We start from the raw sequence: 24,233 nt of genomic DNA, 5'->3' as shown, positions 1-24,233 counted from the left end.
CTTGCGGCACATCTACCACTGCCCGCTGCGCTGGTCGGACATGGACGCGTACGGCCACGTCAACAACGCGATCTTCCTCCGCTATCTGGAGGAGGCGCGGATCGACTTCTTCTCCCTGCGGGGCAAGGAGTCCAAGCAGGGTTCCGTGGTGGCGCGCCATGAGATCGACTACCGGCGCCAGCTCGCCCACCGGCCCACGCCCGTGACCATCGAGCTGTGGGTCACGGAGGTCAAGGCCGCGTCCTTCACCGTCTCCTACGAGGTGAAGGACGCGGACGTGATCTACGTACAGGCCTCCACCGTGGTCGTCCTGTTCGACTTCGAGACGCAGCGGCCGCGCCGGGTCACCGCCGAGGAGCGGGAGTTCCTCCTGAAGTACCGGGACGACGCCGCCGAGGAGGCCGTCGCCGCATGACGGTGCTGCACCTCGCCGACGAGACGGAGGCGGCCGACCTCGCCGCCTTCCTCTCCCGGCTGCTCCACTACGACCGTGGAGCCGCGGTGCGCCTGCAGGCGGCGGGGACGGCCCTCGCCGTGTTCGGGCGGCCGCCGTCCTTCGAGGTGCTGGCGGTCCGCGCGGTGCGGCTCGCCAAGCCGTACGAGAACGGTCTCGACGTCACGCTCGATGTGACCGTCTCCGCCGGTGAGTTCCTGGAGGCCGTGGACGAGCGGGCGGCCACGGCCGCCGTACCGGCCGCGGTCACCGGACCGCCATGGGTCGGTGTCCTGCCCCCGCGCGCCGGCTGGCGGCCCGAGCCGGGGCTGCCCGCGCCGGACGAACTGCGGCGGACGGTGGCCCGAGCGGTCGCCGAATTCCGCTCCCGTACGGAGGCGTTGGCGCCGGAGCGGCGTACCCGCGCGGAGCTGGACCGGATCGGGCGGGACATCTGGTCCCGGGAGACAGCGGAGACCCCGCTTCCGGTGCGGGCCGTGCACGCCGCCCAGTCCCTGGGCTTCCTGCGGCCGGGAACCCGCGCGGCCGACACCGGGCTGTTCTCGTCCGGGGCATGGCTCAGGCTGCGGACGCCGTACGGGTCCGTCGCCGTGCGGCGGGCGGGTCTCGGCCCCCTCGGCGTCAGCGTGCGCTGACCCGGCCCCGCCCGGCCTACGGCCTCTCCTCGCTGTCGTCCGGCCACACCCCGATGTGGTCCGGTTCCAGTTCCAGGGCGACACGGTCACGCATGTTCAGGGCCCGCGTGTATTCGGCGGGCAGCTGGAGGCGGCCGGCGCGGTCGAGCATGGCGTACTCGCGGGCGACCACCGTCTCGTGCCCCGTCGTGGCGTCCACCTCGCTGCGGCGCAGTACCTCGGTGGACGTGCGGCCGTCGCGGATCGCGACCGTGCGGCGGACCTCGCCGGCCACCGCCTGGTCGTGGGTGACGATGACGATCGTGGTGCCGAGGGTCTCGTTCGCCGTGCGGAACGCGTCGAAGATCTGTGCGGCGGTGTGGGAGTCGAGTTCGCCGGTGGGTTCGTCGGCGAGGAGGACCGCGGGGGAGTTCGCGAGGGCCACCGCGACGGCGACGCGCTGCTGCTGGCCGCCGGACATCTCGTGCGGGTGGCGGTCACGGCAGTCGGCCACCCGCAGCAGCTCCAGCAGTTCCAGGGCGCGTTCGGTGCGGGCGCGGCGACGGGTGCGGGTGCCGGAGAGCTGCAGGGGGAGAGCGACGTTCTGGGCCGCGGTGAGATAGGGCAGGAGATTGCGGGAGGTCTGCTGCCAGACGAAACCGACGACCTCGCGGCGGTAGGACAGACGGTCGCGCACGGTCATGGTGAGCAGGTCGCGGCCGGCTACCCGGGCCGCGCCCGCGGTGGGGGTGTCCAGGCCGGCGAGGATGTTCATCAGCGTCGACTTGCCGCTGCCCGAGGCGCCGACCAGGGCCGTCAACTCGCCCTCGCGGACGAGGAGGTCGAGACCTTGGAGGGCCTGTACCTCGATCCCGTCCGCGGTGAAGACACGGACCAGGCGGTCGCAGGTGATGAGGGCGTCTTGGCCGTAGGTGGTTGTCATGGGGTCTCCTGCACGGGTGGCCTGTGCTGTGGCTGGGCCGGGGTGCGTTTCGCCTGCCCCAGCTGGGTTTCTTCATCGGCCGTCCCCCGCCCTCAGCTCCCTCACCGACCCCCGTCTCCCCGTCCACCACGCCTGTAGGGCCGCCACCCCCACGGCGAGCACCAGGACCAGGACCGCGGGCACTGTCAGGGACCAGGGGTCGGGGCGCAGGCCGCTTTCGGTGGGTGGGGTCGGGGATGTGGCCAGGGCGACGGTGGTCAGGTCGATGCCGGGGGAGAGGAGGCGGATCGCCGCCCAGCCGGTCAGGGTGCCGCCGGCTGCCGCGAGGAGGGCCTGCGGGAGGGACTCCAGAACGAGGAGGCGGCGGCCCTCGGCGCGGGTGAGACCCATGGTGCGCAGGCGGGCGAGGAGTGCGGCGCGTTCGGGGGCCGCCCGCAGCAGCGAGAGGAGCAGGGCGAGGAAGGCGAAGCCGGCGCCCGCCGCCACGGCCGCCGTGTAGACGTGTTCGGCGCCGGTCTGGAGGGGGGAGTCGGCGTAGCGGGATCGCTCCTCGGCCCGTACGCGGACCGCGGTCGAGGCGGTGGCCGCCGCACGGCGCAGCGCCCCCGCGTCCAGGTGGGCGCCGGTCAGCAGCAGCGAGGTCGGACGGGCGGCCGCCGCGGTGAGGCCGGCCCGGTCGACGACCAGGAAGTCGGCGCCGGGCACCGCCGGGGTGCGGTCGCGGACGGCGATGATCCGGACGGTGACCGCGCTGCCGTCCTCCAGCCGTACCGGTAAGGGGCGCCGGATGCCGTACGCCCGGGCGACGGAGGGGGAGGCCACGGCGGGCAGGGAGTCCGCGGCCTTCAACAGCTGTGCGGGGAAGGGGGCCAGGCCCGTGTGTGCCGCCAACTCGGCGTACGGCGCCGGGTCCACGCCCACCAGCGGCACCGTTTCCTGCCCGTCCTGCGGCTTCGCGTCGTAGGTGATGCTCACCGCCGCCACCCCGTGCACCCCGGGCAGCGCGCGCACCCGCCCGTCCAGGCCCGCCGGCAACGGGGCGGCGGCGTCCACGCGGGCATCGGCCCCGACGGTGAGCAGGGCCGCACGGTCCCGGGCGGCGGCCACGCCCGTCAGCACCGAGCCGCCGAAGGCCGCCGTGGTCAGCGCGGTCAGCAGGGCCAGCAGCGGCAGCACCGCGAAGGCCCGTGTCCGCCCCGCGCGGGCCAGGGACAGATGGCCCACGGCGCCGCGCAGCCGCCCGGCCGCGCGGGCCGGCCCGCGCAGCAGGATCGGATGGAGGCGGAGCAGGAGCAGGGCCGCGACGACGCCGGTCGACACGGGGGCGGCCGCGACCAGTTGACCGGCCGATGTGCCGCTGCGACGCAGGGTTGCCACCGCTCCGGCCGCCAGGACCAGCAGCGTCAGCTCGGCGACCGTCCGGCGCCGGGAGGGCCGCGGTGCCGTCACGTCCTCGCGCGGGCCCGTCACCCGGACCGAGCGGTGCGCGAGCGCGGCGTGCAGCGGTAGGGCGGCGCAGGCGGTGACGGTGACGGCCAGGGCGGCGGCGACGGCGTGGCCGGCGCGGCCGCCGGGGACGAGGAGCAGCGCGGCCGTCAGACCGAGTGCCCCCGCGGGTACGGCGATCACGCAGGTCTCGGCCAGCAGCCGGCCGGCCAGGCCGGGCAGGGAGGCGCCCCGGGCACGCAGCAGGGCGAGTTCGGGGCGGCGCCGGTCGGCGGCCAGGACGCCCGCCATGAGCAGGACGACGGCGGCGACCGTGGCGGTGCCGGTCGCGGCCACCGCGACCAGCGGGGAGATACCGGAGCGCAGCCGGGAGAACGAGGCGACGACACCGTCCAGGCCGCTGCCGACGTCGGCGTCGGGGCTGGTCAGGGCGCGGGCGCGGCGCAGCCCCGGGCCGGACTGCAGGGAGGCGATGGCGGACCTCATCCGGCCCAGGTCGTGCGCGCGCAGACCGCCGAGGCCCGGTGCCAGGTACCAGTGGCGGGCGGGTTCTCCGCCGGTGCCCAGCAGGGCGGGGGCCGCCTCCTGCGGGAGCAGGAGCGCGCCGAGCCAGTAGTTCTGCACGGGACCCGGCACGGGCAGCGCGACGAGTGTGGGCGTGCGCAGCAGCGGGACGGTCGACCAGTACGCGCCGGCGGGGTCGCGCGGAGTGAGCACGCCGGTGATCCGGACGGCGAGCGGGCCGCGGCCGACGCCGGGCACGTGGATGACCGAACCGACCTCGATGTGCAGGTTCTTGGCCGTGGCGGCGGTGACGGCGGCCTCCACCCCGGGCGACGTGGCGTCCACCGGGCCCGAGGCGCGCGGCAGCCGTCCCTCGCGGACGCGCGCGTGCTCGGCCAGGCCGCTCCGCGCGGCCAGCGAGACATGGGCGGGATGGCCGGTCGGGCGAGGGATCCACGGGTCGGGCACCGCCGGGCTGGCGTCGGTCGCGACGCCGTACGCGGACTGCCCGCGGTCGACGGAGAGGGGGCTGCCGACCGCGGCGATCAGCTTCTCGTACTGCCGTCTCAGCACCTCGGGACGGAGCGTCGCGGACGGGTCGCCGGAGGTCATGCCGGGGACCGGCAGGGGCGCGCTGACCTGCACGGTGGTGCGCTCGGGGCGGGCCTGGCGCAGGGTGCGCAGCAGACCCGCGTCCTCGTAGCGGTCGACCGCGCGCGGGAAGGCGGCCGCCAGGCAGGCGGTCAGCGCGACCAGCAGCGCGAGCGCGACGGCGGCGCCGGGCGCGGCCCGCAGCCGGGTGCGCACCCAGGGCGCGGCCACGGGAGGCACACGGCTCATCACCGCGGAAGGCACGGAACCCATCTCACTCACCCCCCTGTTCGCGCAGCGCCCGCACCGGATCGGACCGGCGCAGCGCCGCCACCGCCGAGACCACGAGCGGGGCCGCGGCGACGGCCGCGAGCAGCGACGCCACACGGCCGGGCGGGAGCAGCACGAGCAGATCCGGCACGGGCCGGGAGGCCTCGGAGGTCAGCACGATCAACGGCAGTACGCCCCGGGCCAGTACGGTGCCGAGGGTCACGCCGACCGCCAGCGCGAGGCCGACCAGAACGGCCTGCTCGGCGGCGACCGTCCGGGCCAGCCGGCGGCGCGGGGCGCCGAGGGCCCGCAGCACCGCGAACTCCGCCTCCCGCGCGCGCAGCGAACCGGCCGTGCCCACCGCGAAGCCGACCGCGGCGAGTGCCGCCGCCACCACGGCCGCCGCGGCGAACGCGGCCGTCGGGCCCGCGCCGAAGGGGTCGTCGCGCAGCTCGGCGGCGATCTCGTCCCGCACCACGACCTGCCCGGGGTCCACGTCGGGCAGCGCCCGTACGGCGGCGGCCACCTGGGCCGCGTCGCCGGGCGCGGTGCGCAGCCACCACTCGGTGGGCGTGACGCTCTCCCCGTAGCGGGCCTCCAACGCCCGGTCGGCGGCGCGCAGATCGACCAGTACGGCGCCGCCGTCCGGGCTGCCGTCGCCGGTCGTGGGCAGCGCCCGTACCGACCGGACGATCCGCACCGGCAGACTACGGCCGTCGATCGTCACGTCCACGCGCTGCCCGGTGCCGGCGCCCGCCGAGTCCAGGAAGCGGTCGGTGGCCACGGCCCTCACCTCGGGGGGTGCGGGCCGCGCCACCTGGAGCCGGACGGACAAGGTGGCCACCGTCCGGAAGTCCGCGTCGGGGAGGTGCCCGGTGCCGTAGGAGACGGTCAGCGGCCGGGCGGAGACGACCTGGGGCCGGGTGGGGCTGGTGGCCGGGGTCGTGACGGCGGCGCCACCGGTCTGCGCGGCGGTGGTCCAGGAGCCCGGCACCGCGAGCGGGCGTACGGTCCCGTCGGCCGCGACGGCGGTCAGATCCCGGACGGTGAGCCGGTGTCGCTCGGAGCGTCCGGCGGGCTGGGTCATGTCCAGCTGGAGTGCGGTGAGGGTCGCCGGGCCGGGGGAGGAGGTGAGGTCGAGGGCGAGGGTGTGCGCGTGGCCGTCGGCGGGGAGCTGCCCGAACGGCAGCTGGTACGGCACCCCGTACCGGTCCTCCAGCGTGACCGTGACATCGGCGGTCGTGCCGGGGCCCGCGGAGCTGCGCAGGCTCGCCGTCAGCCGCAGCCGCGCGGTGTGCGTCGGCACCCCCGCCCCGGCCGGGGAGTCCTTCGGGGCCAGCGCGGCGAGCAGCGGCTTCACCGGTACGGCCGCCAGGTCCGGGCGCATCAGCATCGCGTCCGCCGCGTGCGCGGTGTCCAGGGCCAGCACGGTCGCCGTGCGGCCGCCGGACAGGGGCTCGTCGGCGCGTACGGCGGGGACGGCCTCGCGCACCCGTGGAAGGGCCGCGTACCGGTCCGTGCGGCCGAGCCCGCCGTCGCCCGCGGACAGCACACGCACCGGCGCTCCGGCGTGGAAATCGGCCTGGTCGTCCTGCGAGCGGTCCCAGGAGGCCGCCTGTCCCACGGCCAGCATGCCGAGCGCGACGGCGAGCACGAGCAGCAGCACCGGGCCCGCCCGGCGTGCGGTACGGCGGCTGAACTGCCAGCCGGCCAGCGCCATCGGCAGCCCCCGCCCGGCCGCCGCCCCCCGCTCCGCGAGCCGGGCCACCGGCGGCAGCAGCCGCAGCGTCAGCACCGTCCCGGCGAGCAGGGCCAGCGCGGGCGCGGCCACCAGCAGCGGATCCACCCCGAGCGCCCCCGACCGGTCGGCCGCGACACCCCCGGAATCCTGCCGCCTCAACTGCCAGTACGCGACCCCCGCCACGACGAGCAGCCCGAGGTCGGCGCCGGTGCGAAGACCGGCCGGACTTCCCTTCCGGGAAAGGAATGTGAGCCGCCCTCGGCGCGGCGCCTCGGCCTCGGTCCCCGTCAGCGCCGGTACCGCCACCGTCAGCGTGCAGCCCAGGGCCGTCGCGGATGCCGTCAGCCACACGGCGGGGCCGCCGGCGGGCGGCAGGTTCAGACGGAGGCCGAGGCCGGCCAGGTGGCCGTGGGCGGCCAGGACGGCGGTGAGGGGGCCGGCGAGCAGAGGAGCGCAGACGGCCGCGGGGAGCGCGAGCAGCAGCGACTCGGCGGCGGCGAGGCCCGCGAGCCGGGCGCGCGAGGCGCCGCGGGCCCTCAGCAGCCGTGTCTCGGCCGCCCGTTCGCTGCCCAGCAGCCGGGCCACCAGCAGCAGCGCGTACCCGGCGAGCAGCACCAGCTGGAGCGCGACGATCAGCATGGTGGAGCGGGAGACGAGCAGCGAGCGGTCGACCCGGTCCAGGACCTCCGGCAGCGCGGTCGTCGCCGTCGTCGCCCCGCGCAGGGCGCCGGCGGCGCGCAGCTCCCCGCTCCCCGCCCGCGCCGCCTTCCGCAGCGCCCCGGTCCGCCCGGTCGTCACCGTGCCGAAGTCGGCCGAGGCCAGCCAGGCCGTCGGACCGGCGCTCACCCGCCCGCCGGCGAGGACCGACGGATCGGTGAGCAGCGGCCCGTACGTCGTGAAGCCGGACTTCTTCACCCCGCGGCCGAGCAGGTCGTCCAGTTGCCAGTACGGCGCGTTGGCGGCGACGGGCCGGTACAGCCCGCTGACGCGTACCCGCACCGCGTGGCCGCCGAGCCGGTCGGCCAGGGTGAGGCGGTCGCCGGGGCGGAGCCCGAGCGGCCGGGCGGCGGCCTGGGGCAGGGCCACCTCGATCTCGCCCGCGCTCCGGCGCGGGAGCCGGCCCGAGGCCGGCCGCACCTGTGTACGGTCCAGCACCGCGAAGTACGTCAGATCCGGGTCGCCCGTCCGCTCGGCGGGCGGCTGCACGGAGCGGGGCAGCGCGTACGGTCCCGAGCGGCGCAGCGTCCGTATGCGCACCGGCAGCCCGTCGAAGGTCGTGCGGGCGCCGTGCCGTACGGCGGTCCCGGCGGCGGCGCGCTGCCCGGCCGGTACCTCGGCCTTGACGACGAGCGCCGTGGCGGCCGCGTTGCGCGGGTCGTTCAGCACATGGCGCAGCGCCGCATCGCCGATCGCGCCCGCGTACGCCGTGAGCGTCGCCAGCACCGCGGTGGTCAGCAGCACCGTGAGCAGAGCGGAGCCGAGCAGCAGGCGGTGCGCCCGCGCGCGTAAGACGACCAACCCCGTCACCCGGCCCCCGTCGTCGCCCGGTACTTCAGGACTTTCGGGCGATGCTGGCAGAGGAGGCCGCGCGCCGGTAAGCGGTTGTCGACCGGTCTATACCGGATCGTGACCGGATTTCGGCGCCAGACGACCGGAATCCGACGTTCAGCGGGGCCGGGTCACTCCGGAGTGTTCACCATCGACTGGGCCGCGTACGTCAGGTAGTTCCACAGCGTCCGCTCGTGCTCCTCGGACAGCCCCAGCTCGTCGACGGCCACCCGCATGTGCCTCAGCCAGGCGTCGTGCGCGGCCCGGTCCACGGTGAACGGGGCGTGCCGCATCCGCAGACGGGGGTGGCCGCGATTGTCGCTGTAGGTCTTGGGGCCGCCCCAGTACTGGATGAGGAACAGCGTCAGCCGCTCCTCGGCCGGGCCCAGGTCCTCCTCCGGGTACATCGCCCTCAGGAACGGGTCCTCGGCGACTCCCTCGTAGAAACGGTGGACGAGTCGGCGGAAGGTCTCCTCCCCGCCGACCTGCTCGTAGAAGGTCTGCTCCTGAAGCGTGCCGCGCCGAATCTCTTTCACGCGTCCATGGTCTCAGACGGGGTGACCCAGGACTCAAGCCTTAGGACCGGACCCCCGACTCGCCCCTACTGTGGGTGTATGGGCGCCTACGACACGGAGATCGAGTCGCTCGCCGCCGCGGCGCGGGCCGCGCTGGTGCGGGAGATCGACGCCGAGGGGGTCTGGGACGAGGACCCGGTGTGGCACGAGGCGTTCGCCGACGTGCCCCGCCATCTGTTCGTGCCCTCCTACTACGTCGGCGTCCAGGGCGGCTACGAGCGCCGCCGGGGCGAGAGCCTGGATCCCCGGGACCGGGAACGCTGGGTCCGTGGTGCCTACGCCGACATCCCGCTGGCCACGCTGCTGCGCGACGGCGAGCTGCTCTCCTCCATCAGCCAGCCCTCGTTGATGGCGCGGATGCTGGTCGCCCTGCGGGTGGGGGACGGCGACCGGGTCCTGGAGGTGGGCACCGGGACCGGCTACAACGCGGCCCTGCTCGCGCACCGGCTCGGCGACGACGACCTCGTCACCACCGTCGACCTGGAACCGGAGATCACCGACGCGGCCCGGCGGCACCTGGCCGCGGCCGGGTACCACCCGCTCGTCGTCACCGGCGACGGGGTGCGCGGGGTGCCCGAACGCGCCCCGTTCGACCGGATCATCGCCACCTGCACGCCGCCCACGGTGCCACGCGCCTGGGTCGGCCAGTGCCGCCCCGGCGCCCGCGTCCTGACCCCGATGGCCACCGGGCTGCTCGTTCTCACGGTCCATGACGCCGGGCACGCCGAGGGCCGATTCCTGCCCTCGCCCGCCTACTTCGTGCCGCTGCGCGGCGCGGGCCGGGCGGAACCCGGGGCGGTGTCCCTGGCCGGGCTGCCCAGCGGGGCCCGCGGGCAGGAGACGTTCCGCTTCCTGCTGGCCCTGACCCGGGGCAGCCTCGACCCGCACGAGGCCTACGCGTTGTGGGACGGCGAGGGCAGGCCACGACGCGAACGGTACGGCGTCACGGTCGGCGGCGAGCACGCGTGGGCCTGGCTGGACGACCCGGAGGGGCCGTACATCTGGCCCCTCCCCTAGCCGTCCCGGTCGGGCCCCGGCCGGTCAGCCCCGGCGGATCGTGATCGTCGTCCAGGCGCCGACGTGCACCCGGTCGCCGTCCTGCAGCGGCACCGGCACGAACGGCTGGATCGGCTCGTCCGAGCCGTTGACCGTGGTGCCGTTCGTCGAGTTCTGGTCGACGACCGCCCAGCTGCCGTCCGGCTGCTGCACCAGCACCGCGTGCTGGTGCGAGACGCCCGGGTCCTCCGGCGGCACCGACAGATCGACGTCGGGGGTGTCACCGGTGGAGTGCCGGCGGCGGCCGATGGTGATCTGGTTGCCGGTGAGCGTGCGCTGCTGCTCCGGCGAGTACGCGGGCAGGTTGAGCCCCGTGGCCTCGGGTCCGGAGCGATGCATCATCGCCATGAAGTACTCGCGGTCCGGCCCGATGGTCGCCGTCCAGGTGGCCGGCTGCTGCGGGGCCGGCGGGAAGCCGGATCCGGGCGGGGCCTGCGTGGCGGCGGGCTGCGGATAGCCGTAGCCACCGCCCTGGCCGCCACCGGGACCGGCGGACGACGGCGGGGAGATCACCCAGTCGTCCTCACCGCCGCCGAAGGACGGGCCGCCGGCCGGGGGCCGGCCGGTCTCCCGCGGGAAGGCGGGCGGCGCGGGCGGGCCGGGCTGCTGGAAGGCCTGCGGGGCACCGCCGGGACCGGCCGACGGCGTCGGACCGGGCGGCGGCGGAACCGGACGGGAGGGGTCGGCGCCGAAGGGGGAGGGGCCGGGCGCGCCGGGACCACCCGGACCTGCGGGACCACCCTGGCCGCCCGGACCGAAGGGCGCCGGACCACCCTGGCCGCCGGGGCCCTGCCCCTGGCCGCCGCCGAAGCCGGACGGGCCGCCGGGACCACCCTGGCCGCCGGGGCCCTGCCCCTGGCCGCCGCCGAAGCCGGACGGGCCGCCGGGACCACCCTGGCCGCCGGGACCCTGCCCCTGGCCGCCACCGAAGCCGGACGGGCCACCGGGACCACCCGGCCCCTGGTCCTGGCCGCCGCCGAAGCCCGACGGGCCGCCGGGACCACCCTGGCCGCCGGGGCCCTGCCCCTGGCCGCCACCGAAGCCGGACGGGCCACCGGGACCACCCTGGCCGCCGCCGAAGGCCGACGGAGGGGCGGGCGGACGCTGCTGGCCGCCGCCGAAGGCGCCGGGACCGCCCGGGCCGCCCGAGGTGGGCGGCGGGCCGGACGGGCCGCGCTCGGGGGCGAACGGGGTCGGGCCCGACGGCTCGCTGCTGAAGGGCGGGATCGGCTCGGCGGGCCGGTTCATCTGCGAGGGACGCGAGCCGTGGTAATCGAACGCGTCACCGTTGCCGTACGTCGCGCTCGGCGGCTCGAAACGGGGCTGCGGCGGGCGCGGGGCGGCCGGGGTGTACGAGGTGGCGGTGTTCGTCAGGAAGTTCCACCGGCACTCCTCGCAGAACGGCGCACCGCCCTCGCGGGGCGTGCGGCACTGCGGGCACAGCTCCGGCTCGGGAGCCCCCGGGCTCTGCGGGCGGCCGCCGGGCTGGGTGCCCTGCGGCGGCGGAAAGCCATAGCCTCCGGCGGCCGGCGGCGGGGGCGGAGGTACGGCACCGGCCATGCGGTGACCGCAGACCTCGCACCAGTCGTCGGAACCCGACTGGTGTCCGTTCGGGCAGGTCGGCATGTCGGCGCTTCCCCTTCTCCTGAGGGTCCTCCGGAGGTCCGGATCTCTTCCTGGATGTCCTGCGGTGTCTTGCAGGGTCACTTCTTTACACGAACAGTCTTTGTGGACCGGGTCTCGAGGGTCATCTCATCGGCCTCCGCGACCTTCGTCTTCAACCGCACAGTACCTGTCGCGGCATCGACCACGTCCACCACCTTCGCAAGCAGTTTCGCAGTATCCGCGTTCCCCGAGGCGCTGGCCAGCTGAACAGCCCGCCCCAGTTTGGCCGTTGCTCCATCGAAATCGCCCGCTTTGCGAAGGTCGATGCCCTGCTGGATGACCTGTGCCAGTTCGGCCTGCCCCGTGTAGTGGGCGACCTGGGGGTTGATCGAGGTCGAGGCCGTCATGTCGTCGGTCCACACGGCTCGCACCAGGCCCTGCGCGCCGAGGTTCTGTACGGTTCCGTCCGGTTGCGGGACGACCAGGGACACCCGGGCGGCGAGCATTTCCTGGCCGATGCCGGCCGCCGGCACCTCGACGCACAGGTGGTAGTCGCGGGACTCGTCGCCCCAGGACCCGGTCGGGTAGTCCCCGGCGCGCGGCCCGGCCTCGGTCCGCCGACCGGTCAACTCACCGACGGTGGGCGCCACTTGCTTGACGAACTTGATGGTCGTGCCGACCGGTGTCCACACCCGCAGGGCGACGTCGGCGACCTCCTTGCCCATCGCCGTCTCCATCATCCGCGTGAAGTCGGCGGCCAGGCCCGCCGGGTCCGCGACGATGTCGGCGGTGCCGAGCAGCGCGGAGGCGATCCCTGTGACTTCTTTCACTTCCCAGTCGGTGCCCACGCCCCGCGCGTCACAGGTGAACCGTCCGGCACACGCGTCCAGCGCGGCCCGCAGGTCCTCCGGCGACTCGTGCTCATTGCGTCCGTCGGTGAGCAGGATGCCGTGCCGGATGGCGACGTCCGCCGAGGACAGCAGCAGGTCGGCGAGCCGCAGCCAGGTGCCGATGGCCGTGCCGCCGCCCGCGCTGAGCCGGCGCAGCGCCTGCTTGGCCTGCTCGCGGGTGGTCGCGTCGGCGACCGCGAGCCTCCCGCCGCCCGGGTAGACCTCCTTGGCGACATGGGTGCCGTCGATCACCGCGAAGTGCACGCCGTCGCGCAGGGTGTCGATCGCGGCGGCCGTGGCGTCGCGCGCGTTGCGCATCTTGGTCGGCGGGTAGTCCATGGAGCCCGAACAGTCGACCATGATCGCCACCGCGGCGGAGGGTCCGTGGCCCGGCGTGTACACGGGCGAGGAGACGCCGCTGCCGATCGTGCCGCCGCCGGTCGCCGTGACCGTGACGATCGCGTTGACCTCGCGGCCGCCCTCCGGCAGGTACTCGTTCTGGTAGACGTCCACCGAGAACTGCGGCACGTTCGGCTTCGAGAAATTGGCCATGCTTGCTCACATCCCCCTGAAATACCCCGGTGAAGCGGGGTGGCGACGATGACGGACCGGTCCCCTCCGGTCCGCCGGAACTTCCCCGTGATGGTGCGGCCTCAGGCCGATCCTGCCCCCTGCGGCGGCGCCGGGAACGGCAGGACGGCCACTGTTACGTTGTCGTGGCCCCCGCCGTCGAGGGCGTGCCCGACCAGAACCCGGGCGCTGTGCAGCGGCCGGTCGGCCGCGTCCGCCGGGACGGCCTCGCACATCTCCTCGGCCGTCTCGGCGTAGTTCCACAGACCGTCGGTGCACACCACCACGACACCGGGCCGGTCCGGCTTGAAGGAAGCGGTGTGCGGCTCCAGTTCGTAGGCGTCCGCGCCGAGCCAGCCGGTGATGGCGTGGGCGCGCTCGTCGGCGTAGGCCTCGGCCTCGCTCATCAGGCCGGCCGCGACCATCTGCGCGGCCCAGGAGTCGTCCTCGGTGAGCCGGGCCGGGGGCGCGCCGCGGTCCACCGGCACCCAGTAGGCGCGGCTGTCGCCGACCCAGCCCACCACCAGCAGCCCCGAGGTGACCACCGCGCCGACGATGGTGCAGGCCGGGGCGTTCTGGTGCGGGGCGTGCTCGCGGGCCGAGGCGGGCTCCTCGGCCAGGGCGTTGACGGCCTGCGAGGCGGCGACGATCGCCTCGTGCATCGCCGTCTGCGGATGCGTGCCGCGCGGCAGGGCGGCCAGCAGGATGTCACCGGCCGTCTGTGAGGCGGCCGCCGAGGCCTCGTCGGGACGGGTCGCCGAGGACACCCCGTCGCACACGATCGCGACGACGGCCGGCGATCCGTCGGGCAGCGCGGTGTGGCCGACGGTGAAGGAGTCCTCGTTGCGGTGGTGGCGCAGCCCGCGGTCGCTGACCGCGGCGACCGGGCCCGACTCCCGCTCCATGTGGTCGCGTTCGCGGGGCTGGGCGTGGCCGCAGTTCTCGCAGTACCCGTCGCTGTCCACCCGGCCCGCCCGGCAGGCCACGCAGACCTTCGGGGGATCGGCCGGATCCTCCTCCGGCCCGGTGGGGGCGGTCGCGCGCGGGTCCGGTGCCTGCAGCGGGTAGTCGTCGTCGGGCTCCGCGGGCCGGTCGAAGCGCACACCGGGCGTGGCCGTCTGCTGCGCGGGCAGGGTCTTGCCGCCGGAGTCGGTGCCCGCCAGGTCCGTCGGCAGATGCGCCGAGGACGGGGTGCCGCCGGAGCCGCCCGGCTCGGGCGCGGGCCAGTCCACGCCGTCCCCTGGGGAGCCGGTCATGGTGAGCGTCGGATGGTCCTGCGGCGGGGCGGGCACCACCGAAAGGTCGTACCCGCACGCGCCGCAGAAGAGGTCACCCGACTCGAGCGGCTCCGCGCAGCTCGGGCACTTCGACAGTGCGGCCTGCTGGGGAATCTGCGACATCGACTACACCCACGTCCGGGGGCGGTAACGGTTGGCCCGTTCCACCAGCTCGATCCTCTCTTCGCCGCCGGGCGCCAGCCGGGCCAGCGTGCGGTACGCGCGCTCCAGGCCGAAGCGGAGGCCCCGCTCGTCCAGACCGCTGCCCAGCAGCACCCGTCCGCCGACGGCGGGCTGTGCGCTGCCCTGGCCTCCGGAGAGTATCCAGTCCAGCGCGCAGCCGAGCACTTCCGCCGACAACTGCTCGCGCCGGGCCGGGTCCAGACCGTACGCCTGGAGCGCCTCGACCTGGCCGGCGGCGGCGATCAGGTCGTCCGGGAACGCCGTGTCACCGGCGCTCGCGGTGCGCTGTCTGAGCCGGGCCCGCACGGCGGCGACCCGGGCGGCCGTGTAGTGGATGGAGGACTCCGGCACCGACTCCAGCGAGCGCACGGCGGCCCGCCGGTCCCCGGCCGCGAGCTGCACCCGGGCAAGGCCGAAGGCGGCACTCACGAAGCTCGGGTCGGTCGCCCAGACCAGGCCGTAGTACTCGGCCGCGTTGTCCAGCTGGCCCAGCACCTCCGCGCACAGGCCGAGCGCCAGCTTGGGCGCGGCCTCGCCCGGGAAGGCGTCGTAGATCGCGTCGAAGGAGAGCGCCGCGCCCTCGAAGTCGCCGGTGACCAGGGCGGCCACGCCCCGGTACCACACCACCCGCCAGTCGTCGGGCCGTTCCTCGTCCAGTTTGGCCAGGGACATCAGCGCGGTCTGGTGGTCGCCGTTCTCCAGCCGGGCGCGGATCTGCCGCAGCCGGGTCTCCACGGTCCGCACGGGCGCCGCGTCCAGCGCGCCGATCAGTTCGGCCGGCGCGGATGCCATCAGGCCCGCGAGGAAGCCCGCATTGGGGTCGTTCGGGTCGACCAGCGGGACCGGCAGGGCGAGGGCGGCGGCCGGGGTGGCGACGTGCTTCACCAGGGCCGCCGGGGGGAGCGCGGGCGCGGCGGGCGCGGCGCTGCGTACCGTCCGCGCTCCCAGCCTCGACACCTCCCCGTCCAGCGTCGGGAACAGCTCCGTGTCGGTGACCTTCATCTCGGGCCCGAACTGTGTCGACAGCGCGGGCCGCGCCTGCCCGGTCTGCAGCGAGACGACTTCCCGCAGCACCCCCGTCAGCTGCTCGGACATCTCCTGCGCGGAGGCGAACCGGCGGGCCGGGTCGGGGTCGGTGGCGCGGACCAGGAGCCGGTAGAAGGACTCGTACCGGCGGAAGACCTCGATGTTGTCCGGGTCGGGCAGGGAGTCCACGAAGACGTTCGTGTAGCCCTGGAAGTCGAAGGTGAGCACCGCGAGGGTACGGCCCACCGTGTACAGGTCGCTCGCCACCGAGGGGCCGGCCTCCGCGACCTCCGGCGCCTGGTAGCCCACCGTGCCGTAGATCGCCGACTCGTCGTCGTCCATGCGGCGCACGGCGCCCATGTCGATCAGCTTGAGCTGGTCCTCGGTCTGGATGGCGTTGTCGACCTTGAAGTCGCAGTACAGCAGGTTGCGGCTGTGCAGGTGGCCGAGCGCCTCCAGGGCCTCGATGCCGTAGGCGCACGCCTGCTCCACCGGCAGCGGATCGCGCCGGCCGTCCGGGGTGCGGCGGGCGTTGGCGATCTCCTTCAGGGACTTGCCGCCGACGTACTCCATGACGATGTAGCCGTCGAGGGAGCCGGTGCGCTGGTCGAGGTGCTCCACGAAGTTGTAGATCCGCACGATGTTGGCGTGCTCGATCTCCGCGAGGAAGCGCCGCTCGGAGATCGCCGCCGCCATCGCGTCCTGGTCACCGGTGTCCAGCAGGCCCTTGAGCACCACCCACCGGTCGGACACGGCCCGGTCCACGGCGAGGTAGATCCAGCCCAGGCCGCCGTGCGCGAGGCAGCCCGCGACCTCGTACTGGCCGTGCACGATGTCCCCGGCCTTCAGCTTCGGCACGAACGAGTACGGGTGCCCGCACTTGGTGCAGAACCCCTCCGTGCGCCCCGGCCGCTCCCCCCGGGCACGCCCGACCGGCGCCCCGCAGTCGGAGCGCGAGCAGAACCGCTTCCGCTCGGGCACCTCCGGGTTCTCCAGCACCATCGCGCGCGGGTCGGGCCGCGGCACCTGCGGCACCGAGACCAGACCGGCGCCCAGCCGCCCCCGGGACGACGCACCGGAGGACGAACCCGAACTGCGCACCGACACCGAGCGGCCGGTGGACCTGCCCGACACGGAGCGCGACAGTCGCCCGGAGACCGAACGCCGCGACCTGGACGACTGGGAGGACGTGCGCGAGCTGGAAGAACTGCCGCTGCTCGCCGAACCCTTGCCGCCCCCGGTGATCCCCGTGGGCGGCGACGAGACCATGCCGCTCGCGGAGACGACGGGCGCGAGACCGCAGGTGTCGCAGTACAGCTCACCGCCGCCGACGTCCTCGTACGCCCCCTCGCAGCCCGGCCGCTGGCACGCCTGCTGTGCCTGACTCATGACGACTCACTCCTACGATCCTGAGGCCCGCCCTGGTGGGGAACCCTCGGCGCGCCGAGCTGTTCGGCAGCCGCCTGCTGGTAGCGCAGCACAGCCTGTTCGGCCACCCGCAGATCGCAGGGCGCGCTCCACAGCATGCGCCGGGCCGCGTCGTACCGCTCGACCAGCAGCGGGTCCTCGGCCAGCCCGTGCCGGGCGACCTTCGCCTTGTACGCGTCGAGCCGGCCGCGCAGCTCGGCGCGGACCGCGAGCGGCGCGGTGACCGCCGTCAACGACTCGCGGGCGCGCAGCAGTTCGTCCTCCGCCTTCTGCTCCAGGGACTCCAGGAGCGGGGAGAGCCGGTGCCACTGCGCCTGCCGCCGGTACTCGGCCGCCGCCGCCAGCTGCTCCTGCAGAGCGGTCGGCGGGCCGCTGACCACCGGTACCTCGGTCGCCGCGATCTTCGCCAGCACCTCCCCGCGCGCGGTGCGCGCCTCGGCGAGGGTGCGGTCGGCGCGGGAGAGCACGTCCCGCAGCCGGATCAGTCGCGCCTCCGCGTCCTGCCGGACCGTCAGCACGGCGTCGATCTCCCGTCGTACGTCCTCCAGGGCGCGCGCCTCACGGTCGTACACGGTGGTGTCCGGCCGGCCGCCGCCGGGCGCCGAACTGCCCACGGCCGGCACCCAGAAGGCGAGCGGGTCCGAGACCACGTCCTCGCGCAGCCTGGTCAGCGTGCGCGTGATGCGCTCCAGGTCGTCGCCCGCCGGGTGCTCGCCGGGGCGTACGCCGACGGAGTGCGCGAGCGTGCGGGTGCGCTGCAGTTCCGCGGCGAGCAGGTCGATCCGCGCGGGCAGCGCCGACCAGACCGCGTCGGCGGTGACGACCATGTCCAGCGAGGACGCGTACAACTGGTTCATCCGGTCGACCAGGGCGCTCAGCGAGAAGTTCTCGCTGAGCTTTCCGGTCGCCGCGGGGACGGCGCCACCGGGCACGGTGACGGACGAGCCGCGCAGCAGCTCGGTCAGCTCCACCAGGTCCTCGCGGCTGGACCAGCGGCGCCGGGCGCGGATCTCCCGGGCGGAGCGCAACGCGGCCGTGTAGGCGTCGAAGTACGCCCACAGCAGGGTGATCGACGCCTCGGCCGCCGTCCAGCGCTCCTCGGTGACGCCGGACAGATCGGCGCCTTCGAGGAGTCTGCGGCCCGCGTGGTCCTGCAGGGCCAGCAGCGAGGTCTCGATCGCCTCGTGCTCCTGGCCGAGCCGCGCCAGCGCACGGTCCACCTCGTCCCGGTCCATCACCGGCCCGGCGGGGTCCGTGACGCCCATCGATCACCTCTCGCTGCTGTGTGGTTGGCCTGGGTCGGGGTCGGGGGTCAGCTCGCGCGCAGGTACTGCGGCGCGGGCGGCTTGGACGGTCCCGAGTCCTTTCCCAGTGTGGCCGACAGCCAGGTGTCGTACGACGCCTGCCAGCCGCTGGCGCGGTAGCCCACCAGGATGCGGTTGACCCGGCGTACCAGATCCGTGGCGTCCTTCTTCATCGCCACGCCGTAGTACTCGGTGGTGAAGGCCTGGCCCTTCAGTTCGACCGTCGGGTCCTGGGCGGCCTGACTCGCGGCGAGCGCGCCGTCGGTGACCACCGCGTCGACCTCGCCGAGCTGCAGCCTGACCAGGCAGTCGAGCTGGTTGGGGACGGTGGTGGATATGTCGGTCGAGGAGGGCAGGCCGCCCGTGTCCCGGTCCGACTTCAGCTTGCCGTAGGCGGTGGAACCGGAAGCCGTGCAGATTTTCTTGTGCGCGAGGGTGGTGTTGTAGCCGGTGATGGACGACGACTTGGGCGCGAGCACCTGCTGCCCGGTCTTGAAGTAGGGAGCGGAGAACGCGACATCGGCGAGTCGCTCGCAGGTGATGGTCATGGTCCGCACGACCATGTCGACCCGGCCGTCCTGGATCGCGGAGATGCGCTGGCTGGTCGGAATGGCCTTGAACTGCACCGCGTCCGCGTCACCGAGGATGTCCTGGGCGATCCGGTGGGCGAGGTCGATGTCGAAGCCCTCCAGCTCCGCGCCTTCGGTGTTCGGGTTGCGGTATCCCCAGTGGTAGCTGTTCTGGTCGACACCGACGACCAGCTTGCGCTTGGCGCCCGTACGGGCCTTGATGGCGTCGATCGTGGGGCCGTCGGCGTCGGACGGCGACAGCGTCTGCTTCTGCGCGTCCGCGTCCTTGCAGGAGTCGGCCCGCGCCTGGTCGGCGCCCGCCACTTCCGGGCCGGAAGCGCTGCCGGCCTGCTGGGCCGCCTGGGTGCGCGGCAGCAGCAGGACGAACGCCAGCGCGAGGGCGCACAGGACCGCCATCGCGCCGACCCCGCCCCAGCCCCGCAGCAAGGCCCGTGCACGTGCTGCGTACATCGTCCTGCCCCCTGTCACCGGTACTCCGAAAGCCTGCGCCCGATGCCGGCGACCGCGCCCGCGGCACCGAGCACCGCCAGCACGGCGGCGCCGACGGGCAGTCCGGTCATCGCGTCCCGTCCGTCGACGGCGGCCTGCTTGAACTCGGCCTGCTCATGGTCGATGGCCCGGCGGAGATTGTCGTCGACGCTGTCGAAGCACTCGCCGGTGGCACCCTCGGCGCCGATCACCTTGTCCAGCGCCTGCTGGTAGTTGCCGTTCTCGTCCTCGGTCCGGGCCGAGGTGTGACGCTTCTTCCACACCGCCATGTTGCCCTCGGCCGCCTTGACGGGCCGGGTGCCGGTCTGGTCGTCGGCGAGCTTCTCCGCCTGGGAGAGGCCCTTGCCGAGCGCGGTCATGTCCTTGTCGAAGTCGTAGTAGTACGCGTCGTACTGCTTTCCGTCGACCGTGACGGTCTCGGCGCCGCGTGCCACCAGGCTGAGGTTCTCGTTGCCGCGGGCCTTCAGGGAGGCGATCCGGGCGTCGTGCAGGTAGTTCAGCGAACGGATGCCGTGCTGGTAGGAGCCGTCGAGGCCGGAGCGCGCGACGGCGTGCCCGACGACCAGCCACAGCAGGACCACCGCGGTGGCGGCGGTGGCGGCCACCAGGCCGTGGTTGAGGACGCGGTTGGTGCGCCGGTAGGTGCGGTGCTGGGCCCAGCCGAGCGCGGCCAGGGCGAGCACACCGAGCGCTATGGCCACCCAGGGATACGGCGTCGCGTCCCCGTAGTCGGCGTCCAGCCGCTGGTTCTCCTTCGTGTAGAGATCCTCCGCCGCCGGGAGCATCTCCTTCTGCATCTTCTCGTTCGCGTAGCGCAGATAGGCGCCGCCGACCGGATATCCCTGCCGGTTGTAGGTCCTGGCCCGCTCGATCAGGCCCTTGTACTCGGGCAGCAGCCCGTTCAGCTTGGCGATCGTCGCCTCGGAGGGCGAGCCGGGAGTGGCGTTGGCGGCGGCCGTGACGAGCCCCGAGGCAGCGTTCTGGATGTCCTTCTCGTACCGGGTGCGGGAGTCCGCGCTCTCCTGCCCGCCGGCCAGGAAGCCGCTGGAGGCGGCCGTGTTGGCGTCCGCCAGCGAACGGTAGATGTCGGCGGCGCCCGAGCTGAGCGGCTGGCTGCGGTGCAGCACGTCGTCGGCGGCGGCCGCCCGCTCGGAGGTCTGCCAGGCGGTCACCGCCCCGAACGCGACGACGAGCAGGGCGAGAAGGGCACCGATGATCCGCAGCCGCCCCGGCTCGGTGGTCGCGGCCGTGCGCAGCCGCTCGGCCCCCTCGGCGAAGGCGGTACGGCGGGCGAGTGGCGCGGGGGCGGCGGCCGGGGGGACCGGCGGCGGGCCGGGCTGAGGGGGGACCGCGGGCATGGCGAGGCCGGCCGGTGGTGCCGCGCTGCTCTTCGGCGGGTGTGTCACTTGACCTCCCCCATGGTCATTCGTTCGCCGCCAAGTATCGCTGCCCGGACCGACATCCGCACCGGCCTTCACTGGATCTTGATCGGATCGCAGCGCAACCTACGGCGCGGGGGGCCTGGCGCACCACCCCCTGGTGATGAACACGCCGGTTGCGGGTGATCGGTTCCCCAGGGGGGCGGCGCACCGCGGGGGCCGCGGCACGTACGGTGCCCTGGCCCCCGCGGACTACTCGGCTCCCCGCACGAGTCTCACTGGCCGGTCTCGCAGTTGGTGAAGGTGGGGTTGGTCTGGGCGACGTAGATGCTGGCGCCGCCCTGGTCGTCGTTCCTGAGCGGGACGGTCAGGGTGTCGTCGGCGGTCCAGGCGAAGCCGTTCGTGTCGAAGGTCCAGGTACCGGTCACCTTCGTCGCCAGCTCCGACAGGGCCACCCAGCCGTACTGCTGCGAGGGCACCGTGACGACGAGGCTGTTGCCGAGATCCTCGACCAGGTTCAGCGAGACGCTGCCGCTGACTTCCTCGCCGACCTTGGCGGCCACCGGTGACGCGCTGCCGGTGCCGATGTCGGTGCCGAACTTGAAGCCGAGCGTGGAGGTCCAGCCGGTGTGCTTGGTCATGGTGAACGTCCACGGCACCGGCGCCGAGGTGCCGTTGAACCAGACCGGCGAGATGCACTTCTTCGGCAGGGGCGCGGCGGGAGCCTGGGACTGGGTGCGCCACGAGCAGGTGGAGGTGTCCTTGACGCAGCGCGCACCGGCGTAGTCGACGGCCGCGGCGAAGGCGGCGGCGCGCGCGGTGTCGGGCAGGCGCCACTGCTGCGGCTTGGTGCCGTTGCAGTCGTAGCTGTCGGTCCACGCGTCGTCGTACTGGGCGTTGTACCAGACGTCCAGACACTTGTTGTCCCGCGTGTTGCGGATCATGAACGCGCCGGTGCCGCCGGTGACGGGCTGGAAGTACCAACGCTCCGAGGCCCGGCCGTCGCAGGACTGCTGTCTGAGCGGCAGTCCCGCGTCCGCGCACTTCCCGGTGGCGCTGTTGACCAGGGTGAAGGAGCCGTCGCTGCCGCTGAGGTTCGCGCTCCACTGCTGGTGGTGGCCGGGGGCGCTGTTGGTGACGAGGAAGACGCCGTCGCCGGTGTTGCCGTTCTGCACGTCCAGGTTGCGGCCGTTGCTTAACGAGGTGAGGGTCAGGTCTTTCAGAGCGGACGGGTCGGCACCCGCCCTGGTCTCGGCGCTCGCGGGGCTTGCTGCGATTCCCGCGAGGACCGCGATGGTGGCCAGGGCGATAGCGGCCGTGCGTCGGAACACGGGTTCCCCTTCCGTGGAGGTTGTTTGGTGCAGACCTGCGTGAAGCTAATGGGCCCGCTGCCAGACCTCCACGGGGTCCGGGCGATCTTCCGAATAAACGTGCTTTTTCAAGACAGCTGCCCGCTCAAGGCGTCTTCTCCCAGTGACCGCGCGCCCGCTCCCGCGCCCCCGCCCCGGACCCCAGCCGGTCCAGGCCGAGCAGCGCGGCCCCCAGCACCGGGTCCGCCGACACCACCCGGACGTCCGCCTTCGGTGCACGGGAGGCCAGCAGGTCACGGATGCCGTCGTCCAGTTGGGGGTGCCCGGCGGTCAGGACGCTGCCGCCCAGCAGGACCGGGGTCTCCTCGTCGAGGAGGTCCAGCCGGGTCAGGGCCACCGTGGCCATCGTCGTCACCTCCTCGGCCAGCCGGTCCACGACCGAGCGCGCCACGGCGTCCCCCCGCGCGGCCGTCTCGAAGAGGACCGGGGTCAGTTCGTGCCGGCGGCCGTTCTCGACCTGCTCCAGGTGCAGTGCCTCGATCAGCGCGTACATCGAGGGAAGGCCGAAGTGGGCGGGCAGGGTGTGGGCCAGGGCGGTCGGCTCGCCGCGGCCGTCCGCCGCGCGCGCCGCGTGCCACAGCGCCTCCTCCGCCAGCGCCCAGCCGCCGCCCCAGTCGCCCGAGATACGGCCGATCGCCGGGAAGCGGGCGGTGCGGCCGTCCGGGCGCATGCCCACGCAGTTGATGCCGGCGCCGCAGACCACGGCCACGCCCCGGGGCTCGGCCACGCCCGCCCGCAGGATCGCGAAGGTGTCGTTGCGGACCTCCACCGACGCGCCCCACGCGCGCGCGTGCAGCGCGGCCGCCAGCTGTTCCTCCTCCACCGGCAGATCGGCGTTGGCCAGACAGGCCGAGACATGCGAGACGGAGCCGACGCCCGCGTCCGCGAACGCCCGCGCCACCGGGGCGGCGAGGGCGTCCACGGCCGCCGTCACGCCCACCGTGGGCGGACGGAATCCGCCGCCGCGGGCCGTGGCCAGGACCTCCCCCGCGGCGGTGACCACGGCCACGTCGGTCTTGCTGTTGCCCGCGTCGATGGCGAGGACACGCGCGGTGTCGGTTGCGGTCAGGCCCACGCGAGGTGCTCCCGGTTGTGCGCGATCAATCGGTCGGTGAGGGTGTCGGCGTACTCGTACTGGCCGATGAGGGGATGGGCGAGCAGGGCGCGGAAGACCCGGTCCCGGCCGCCGCGCAGGGCCGCCTCCAGGGCCAGGTCCTCGTAGGCGGTCACGTTCGCGACCAGGCCCGCGTACAGGGGATCCAGCTCGGGCACCGGCAGCGGCACCGGTCCGGTCGGGCCCACCGCCGCCTGCACCTCGATCACCGCGTCGTCCGGCAGGAAGGGCAGCGTGCCCTTGTTGAGCGTGTTCACCACCTGGTACGGGCTGCCGGCCGCGCGCAGCAGGGCCGCCGCCAGGTCCACCGCGGCCTCCGAGTAGAAGGCGCCGCCCCGCTCGGCGAGCAGCGACGGCTTCTCGTCCAGGGACGGATCGCCGTACATCGCGAGCAGCCGTCGTTCCATGGCCGCGACCTCGGACGCGCGGGAGGGCTTGGTGCGCAGCTCCCGTACGACCTCGTCGTGGGCGTAGTAGTAGCGCAGGTAGTAGGAGGGGATCACACCGAGGCGGTCCAGCAGGGGGCGCGGCAGGCGCAGGTCGTCGGCGATGGCGTCGCCGTGCTCGGCGAGCAGCTTGGGCAGGACGTTCGCGCCCTCGGGCCCGCCGAGGCGTACTCCCGTCTCCCACGTGAGGTGGTTCAGGCCCACGTGGTCGAGGTGCACCTCCCTGGGGTCGGTGCCCAGCAGTGCCGCGAACTTGCGCTGGAGGCCGATCGCCACATTGCACAGGCCGACCGCCCGGTGGCCCGCCTGGAGCAGGGCGCGGGTGACGATGCCGACCGGGTTGGTGAAGTCGATGATCCAGGCACGGGGGTTCGTACGGCGGACCCGTTCGGCGATGTCGAGGACGACGGGGACCGTGCGCAGCGCCTTGGCGAGGCCGCCCGCACCGGTCGTCTCCTGGCCGATGCAGCCGCACTCCAGCGGCCAGGTCTCGTCCCGTTCGCGGGCCGCCTGTCCGCCGACGCGCAGCTGGAGCAGTACGGCGGCGGCGCCGTCGATCCCCGCGTCCAGGTCGGAGGTGGTGACGATCCGTCCGGGGTGAGCCTGCCTGGCGAAGATACGGCGGGCCAGGCCGCCCACCAGCTCCAGGCGTTCGGCCGCCGGATCGACGAGCACCAGTTCCTCGACGGGCAGGGTGTCCCTCAGGCGCGCGAAGCCGTCGATGAGTTCGGGGGTGTAGGTCGAGCCTCCGCCGACCACGGTGAGTTTCACTGGAGTGTGCCTCGCTTCCGGGCGTCGGAGACGACGATCATCGGCCGGG

Annotated in this window: 17 protein-coding genes; 3 read left to right on the top strand and 14 right to left on the bottom strand. The window is 74.3% G+C overall.

The features are described 5' to 3' along the window. Position 1 precedes the first annotated feature (1 nt). Both AVL59_RS40980 and AVL59_RS40975 read left to right on the top strand, forming a co-directional pair. Positions 2–415: an acyl-CoA thioesterase gene (locus tag AVL59_RS40980; protein WP_067314616.1), complete on the top strand. Its 414-nt coding sequence runs from the start codon at positions 2–4 to the stop codon at positions 413–415. Then, positions 412–1,089 (top strand): DUF8185 domain-containing protein, encoded by a 678-nt coding sequence (locus AVL59_RS40975; RefSeq protein ID WP_067314614.1) that lies wholly within the window; start codon positions 412–414, stop codon positions 1,087–1,089. Before AVL59_RS40980 ends, AVL59_RS40975 begins: the two co-directional genes overlap by 4 nt. A 16-nt stretch (positions 1,090–1,105) precedes the next feature. Here the strand turns inward: AVL59_RS40975 and AVL59_RS40970 are convergent, their stop codons facing one another. The 4 genes from AVL59_RS40970 to AVL59_RS40955 all read right to left on the bottom strand — a co-directional run bounded on the left by AVL59_RS40970 (position 1,106) and on the right by AVL59_RS40955 (position 8,647). Beyond that, entirely contained in the window at positions 1,106–2,011 is a 906-nt protein-coding gene (locus tag AVL59_RS40970) for an ABC transporter ATP-binding protein (protein ID WP_067314613.1), read from the bottom strand. A 72-nt stretch (positions 2,012–2,083) separates the two neighbouring features. Then, the gene (locus tag AVL59_RS40965; RefSeq protein ID WP_067318376.1) at positions 2,084–4,801 is read right to left on the bottom strand and encodes an FtsX-like permease family protein; all 2,718 of its coding nucleotides are present in this window, start codon (positions 4,799–4,801) and stop codon (positions 2,084–2,086) included. 25 nt (positions 4,802–4,826) lie between these two features. Beyond that, positions 4,827–8,090: an ABC transporter permease gene (locus AVL59_RS40960; protein ID WP_067314611.1), complete on the bottom strand. Its 3,264-nt coding sequence runs from the start codon at positions 8,088–8,090 to the stop codon at positions 4,827–4,829. Between the two features lie 152 nt (positions 8,091–8,242). Continuing rightward, a complete protein-coding gene (locus AVL59_RS40955; RefSeq protein ID WP_067314610.1) occupies positions 8,243–8,647 on the bottom strand; it encodes a globin in 405 nt (134 codons plus the stop codon). A 78-nt stretch (positions 8,648–8,725) separates the two neighbouring features. Between AVL59_RS40955 and AVL59_RS40950 the strand changes: the two genes are divergently transcribed. Beyond that, on the top strand, positions 8,726–9,703 hold the full coding sequence (locus AVL59_RS40950; RefSeq protein ID WP_067314608.1) for a methyltransferase domain-containing protein: 978 nt from the start codon (positions 8,726–8,728) through the stop codon (positions 9,701–9,703). Between the two features lie 24 nt (positions 9,704–9,727). On the opposite strand, the gene AVL59_RS40945 is transcribed toward AVL59_RS40950, so the two are convergent. The 10 genes from AVL59_RS40945 to AVL59_RS40895 all read right to left on the bottom strand — a co-directional run bounded on the left by AVL59_RS40945 (position 9,728) and on the right by AVL59_RS40895 (position 24,184). Continuing rightward, on the bottom strand, positions 9,728–11,368 hold the full coding sequence (locus tag AVL59_RS40945) for an FHA domain-containing protein (protein WP_067314606.1): 1,641 nt from the start codon (positions 11,366–11,368) through the stop codon (positions 9,728–9,730). 77 nt (positions 11,369–11,445) lie between these two features. Then, positions 11,446–12,789 (bottom strand): vWA domain-containing protein, encoded by a 1,344-nt coding sequence (locus tag AVL59_RS40940; RefSeq protein WP_067314604.1) that lies wholly within the window; start codon positions 12,787–12,789, stop codon positions 11,446–11,448. 101 nt (positions 12,790–12,890) lie between these two features. After that, positions 12,891–14,207: a PP2C family protein-serine/threonine phosphatase gene (locus AVL59_RS40935; protein WP_067314602.1), complete on the bottom strand. Its 1,317-nt coding sequence runs from the start codon at positions 14,205–14,207 to the stop codon at positions 12,891–12,893. Between the two features lie 3 nt (positions 14,208–14,210). After that, positions 14,211–16,682: a serine/threonine-protein kinase gene (locus AVL59_RS40930; protein WP_079147238.1), complete on the bottom strand. Its 2,472-nt coding sequence runs from the start codon at positions 16,680–16,682 to the stop codon at positions 14,211–14,213. Continuing rightward, positions 16,679–17,986, bottom strand: a complete 1,308-nt coding sequence (locus AVL59_RS40920; protein ID WP_067314596.1) for a hypothetical protein — start codon at positions 17,984–17,986, stop codon at positions 16,679–16,681. The genes AVL59_RS40930 and AVL59_RS40920 overlap by 4 nt, the downstream gene beginning before the upstream one ends. A 47-nt stretch (positions 17,987–18,033) precedes the next feature. Further along, on the bottom strand, positions 18,034–19,065 hold the full coding sequence (locus AVL59_RS40915; RefSeq protein WP_067314595.1) for a glutamate ABC transporter substrate-binding protein: 1,032 nt from the start codon (positions 19,063–19,065) through the stop codon (positions 18,034–18,036). Between the two features lie 14 nt (positions 19,066–19,079). Next, on the bottom strand, positions 19,080–20,462 hold the full coding sequence (locus AVL59_RS40910) for a hypothetical protein (protein WP_067318374.1): 1,383 nt from the start codon (positions 20,460–20,462) through the stop codon (positions 19,080–19,082). A 296-nt stretch (positions 20,463–20,758) separates the two neighbouring features. Then, a complete protein-coding gene (locus AVL59_RS40905) occupies positions 20,759–21,814 on the bottom strand; it encodes an RICIN domain-containing protein (protein WP_067314593.1) in 1,056 nt (351 codons plus the stop codon). 124 nt (positions 21,815–21,938) lie between these two features. Then, complete coding sequence (locus tag AVL59_RS40900) at positions 21,939–22,928, bottom strand: N-acetylglucosamine kinase (RefSeq protein ID WP_067314591.1); 990 nt, start codon at positions 22,926–22,928, stop codon at positions 21,939–21,941. Continuing rightward, a complete protein-coding gene (locus tag AVL59_RS40895; RefSeq protein ID WP_067314590.1) occupies positions 22,919–24,184 on the bottom strand; it encodes a 6-phospho-beta-glucosidase in 1,266 nt (421 codons plus the stop codon). The genes AVL59_RS40900 and AVL59_RS40895 overlap by 10 nt, the downstream gene beginning before the upstream one ends. Between the last annotated feature and the right edge of the window lie 49 nt (positions 24,185–24,233).

Origin of the sequence: Streptomyces griseochromogenes (assembly GCF_001542625.1) — a bacterium.
Classification (GTDB): Bacteria; Actinomycetota; Actinomycetes; order Streptomycetales; family Streptomycetaceae; genus Streptomyces; species Streptomyces griseochromogenes.
Note: the sequence above shows the minus strand (reverse complement) of the source record. Positions and strands in the feature narration are given on the sequence as shown.

Bases quoted from the DNA above. Each gene is read 5' to 3' on its own strand.
- AVL59_RS40945 (WP_067314606.1), bottom strand. From the start codon at position 11,368: ATGCCGACCTGCCCGAACGGACACCAGTCGGGTTCCGACGACTGGTGC.
- AVL59_RS40930 (WP_079147238.1), bottom strand. From the start codon at position 16,682: ATGAGTCAGGCACAGCAGGCGTGCCAGCGGCCGGGCTGCGAGGGGGCG.
- AVL59_RS40965 (WP_067318376.1), bottom strand. From the start codon at position 4,801: ATGAGCCGTGTGCCTCCCGTGGCCGCGCCCTGGGTGCGCACCCGGCTG.
- AVL59_RS40970 (WP_067314613.1), bottom strand. From the start codon at position 2,011: ATGACAACCACCTACGGCCAAGACGCCCTCATCACCTGCGACCGCCTG.
- AVL59_RS40915 (WP_067314595.1), bottom strand. From the start codon at position 19,065: ATGTACGCAGCACGTGCACGGGCCTTGCTGCGGGGCTGGGGCGGGGTC.
- AVL59_RS40950 (WP_067314608.1), top strand. From the start codon at position 8,726: ATGGGCGCCTACGACACGGAGATCGAGTCGCTCGCCGCCGCGGCGCGG.
- AVL59_RS40910 (WP_067318374.1), bottom strand. From the start codon at position 20,462: ATGCCCGCGGTCCCCCCTCAGCCCGGCCCGCCGCCGGTCCCCCCGGCC.
- AVL59_RS40975 (WP_067314614.1), top strand. From the start codon at position 412: ATGACGGTGCTGCACCTCGCCGACGAGACGGAGGCGGCCGACCTCGCC.
- AVL59_RS40935 (WP_067314602.1), bottom strand. From the start codon at position 14,207: ATGTCGCAGATTCCCCAGCAGGCCGCACTGTCGAAGTGCCCGAGCTGC.
- AVL59_RS40940 (WP_067314604.1), bottom strand. From the start codon at position 12,789: ATGGCCAATTTCTCGAAGCCGAACGTGCCGCAGTTCTCGGTGGACGTC.
- AVL59_RS40920 (WP_067314596.1), bottom strand. From the start codon at position 17,986: ATGGGCGTCACGGACCCCGCCGGGCCGGTGATGGACCGGGACGAGGTG.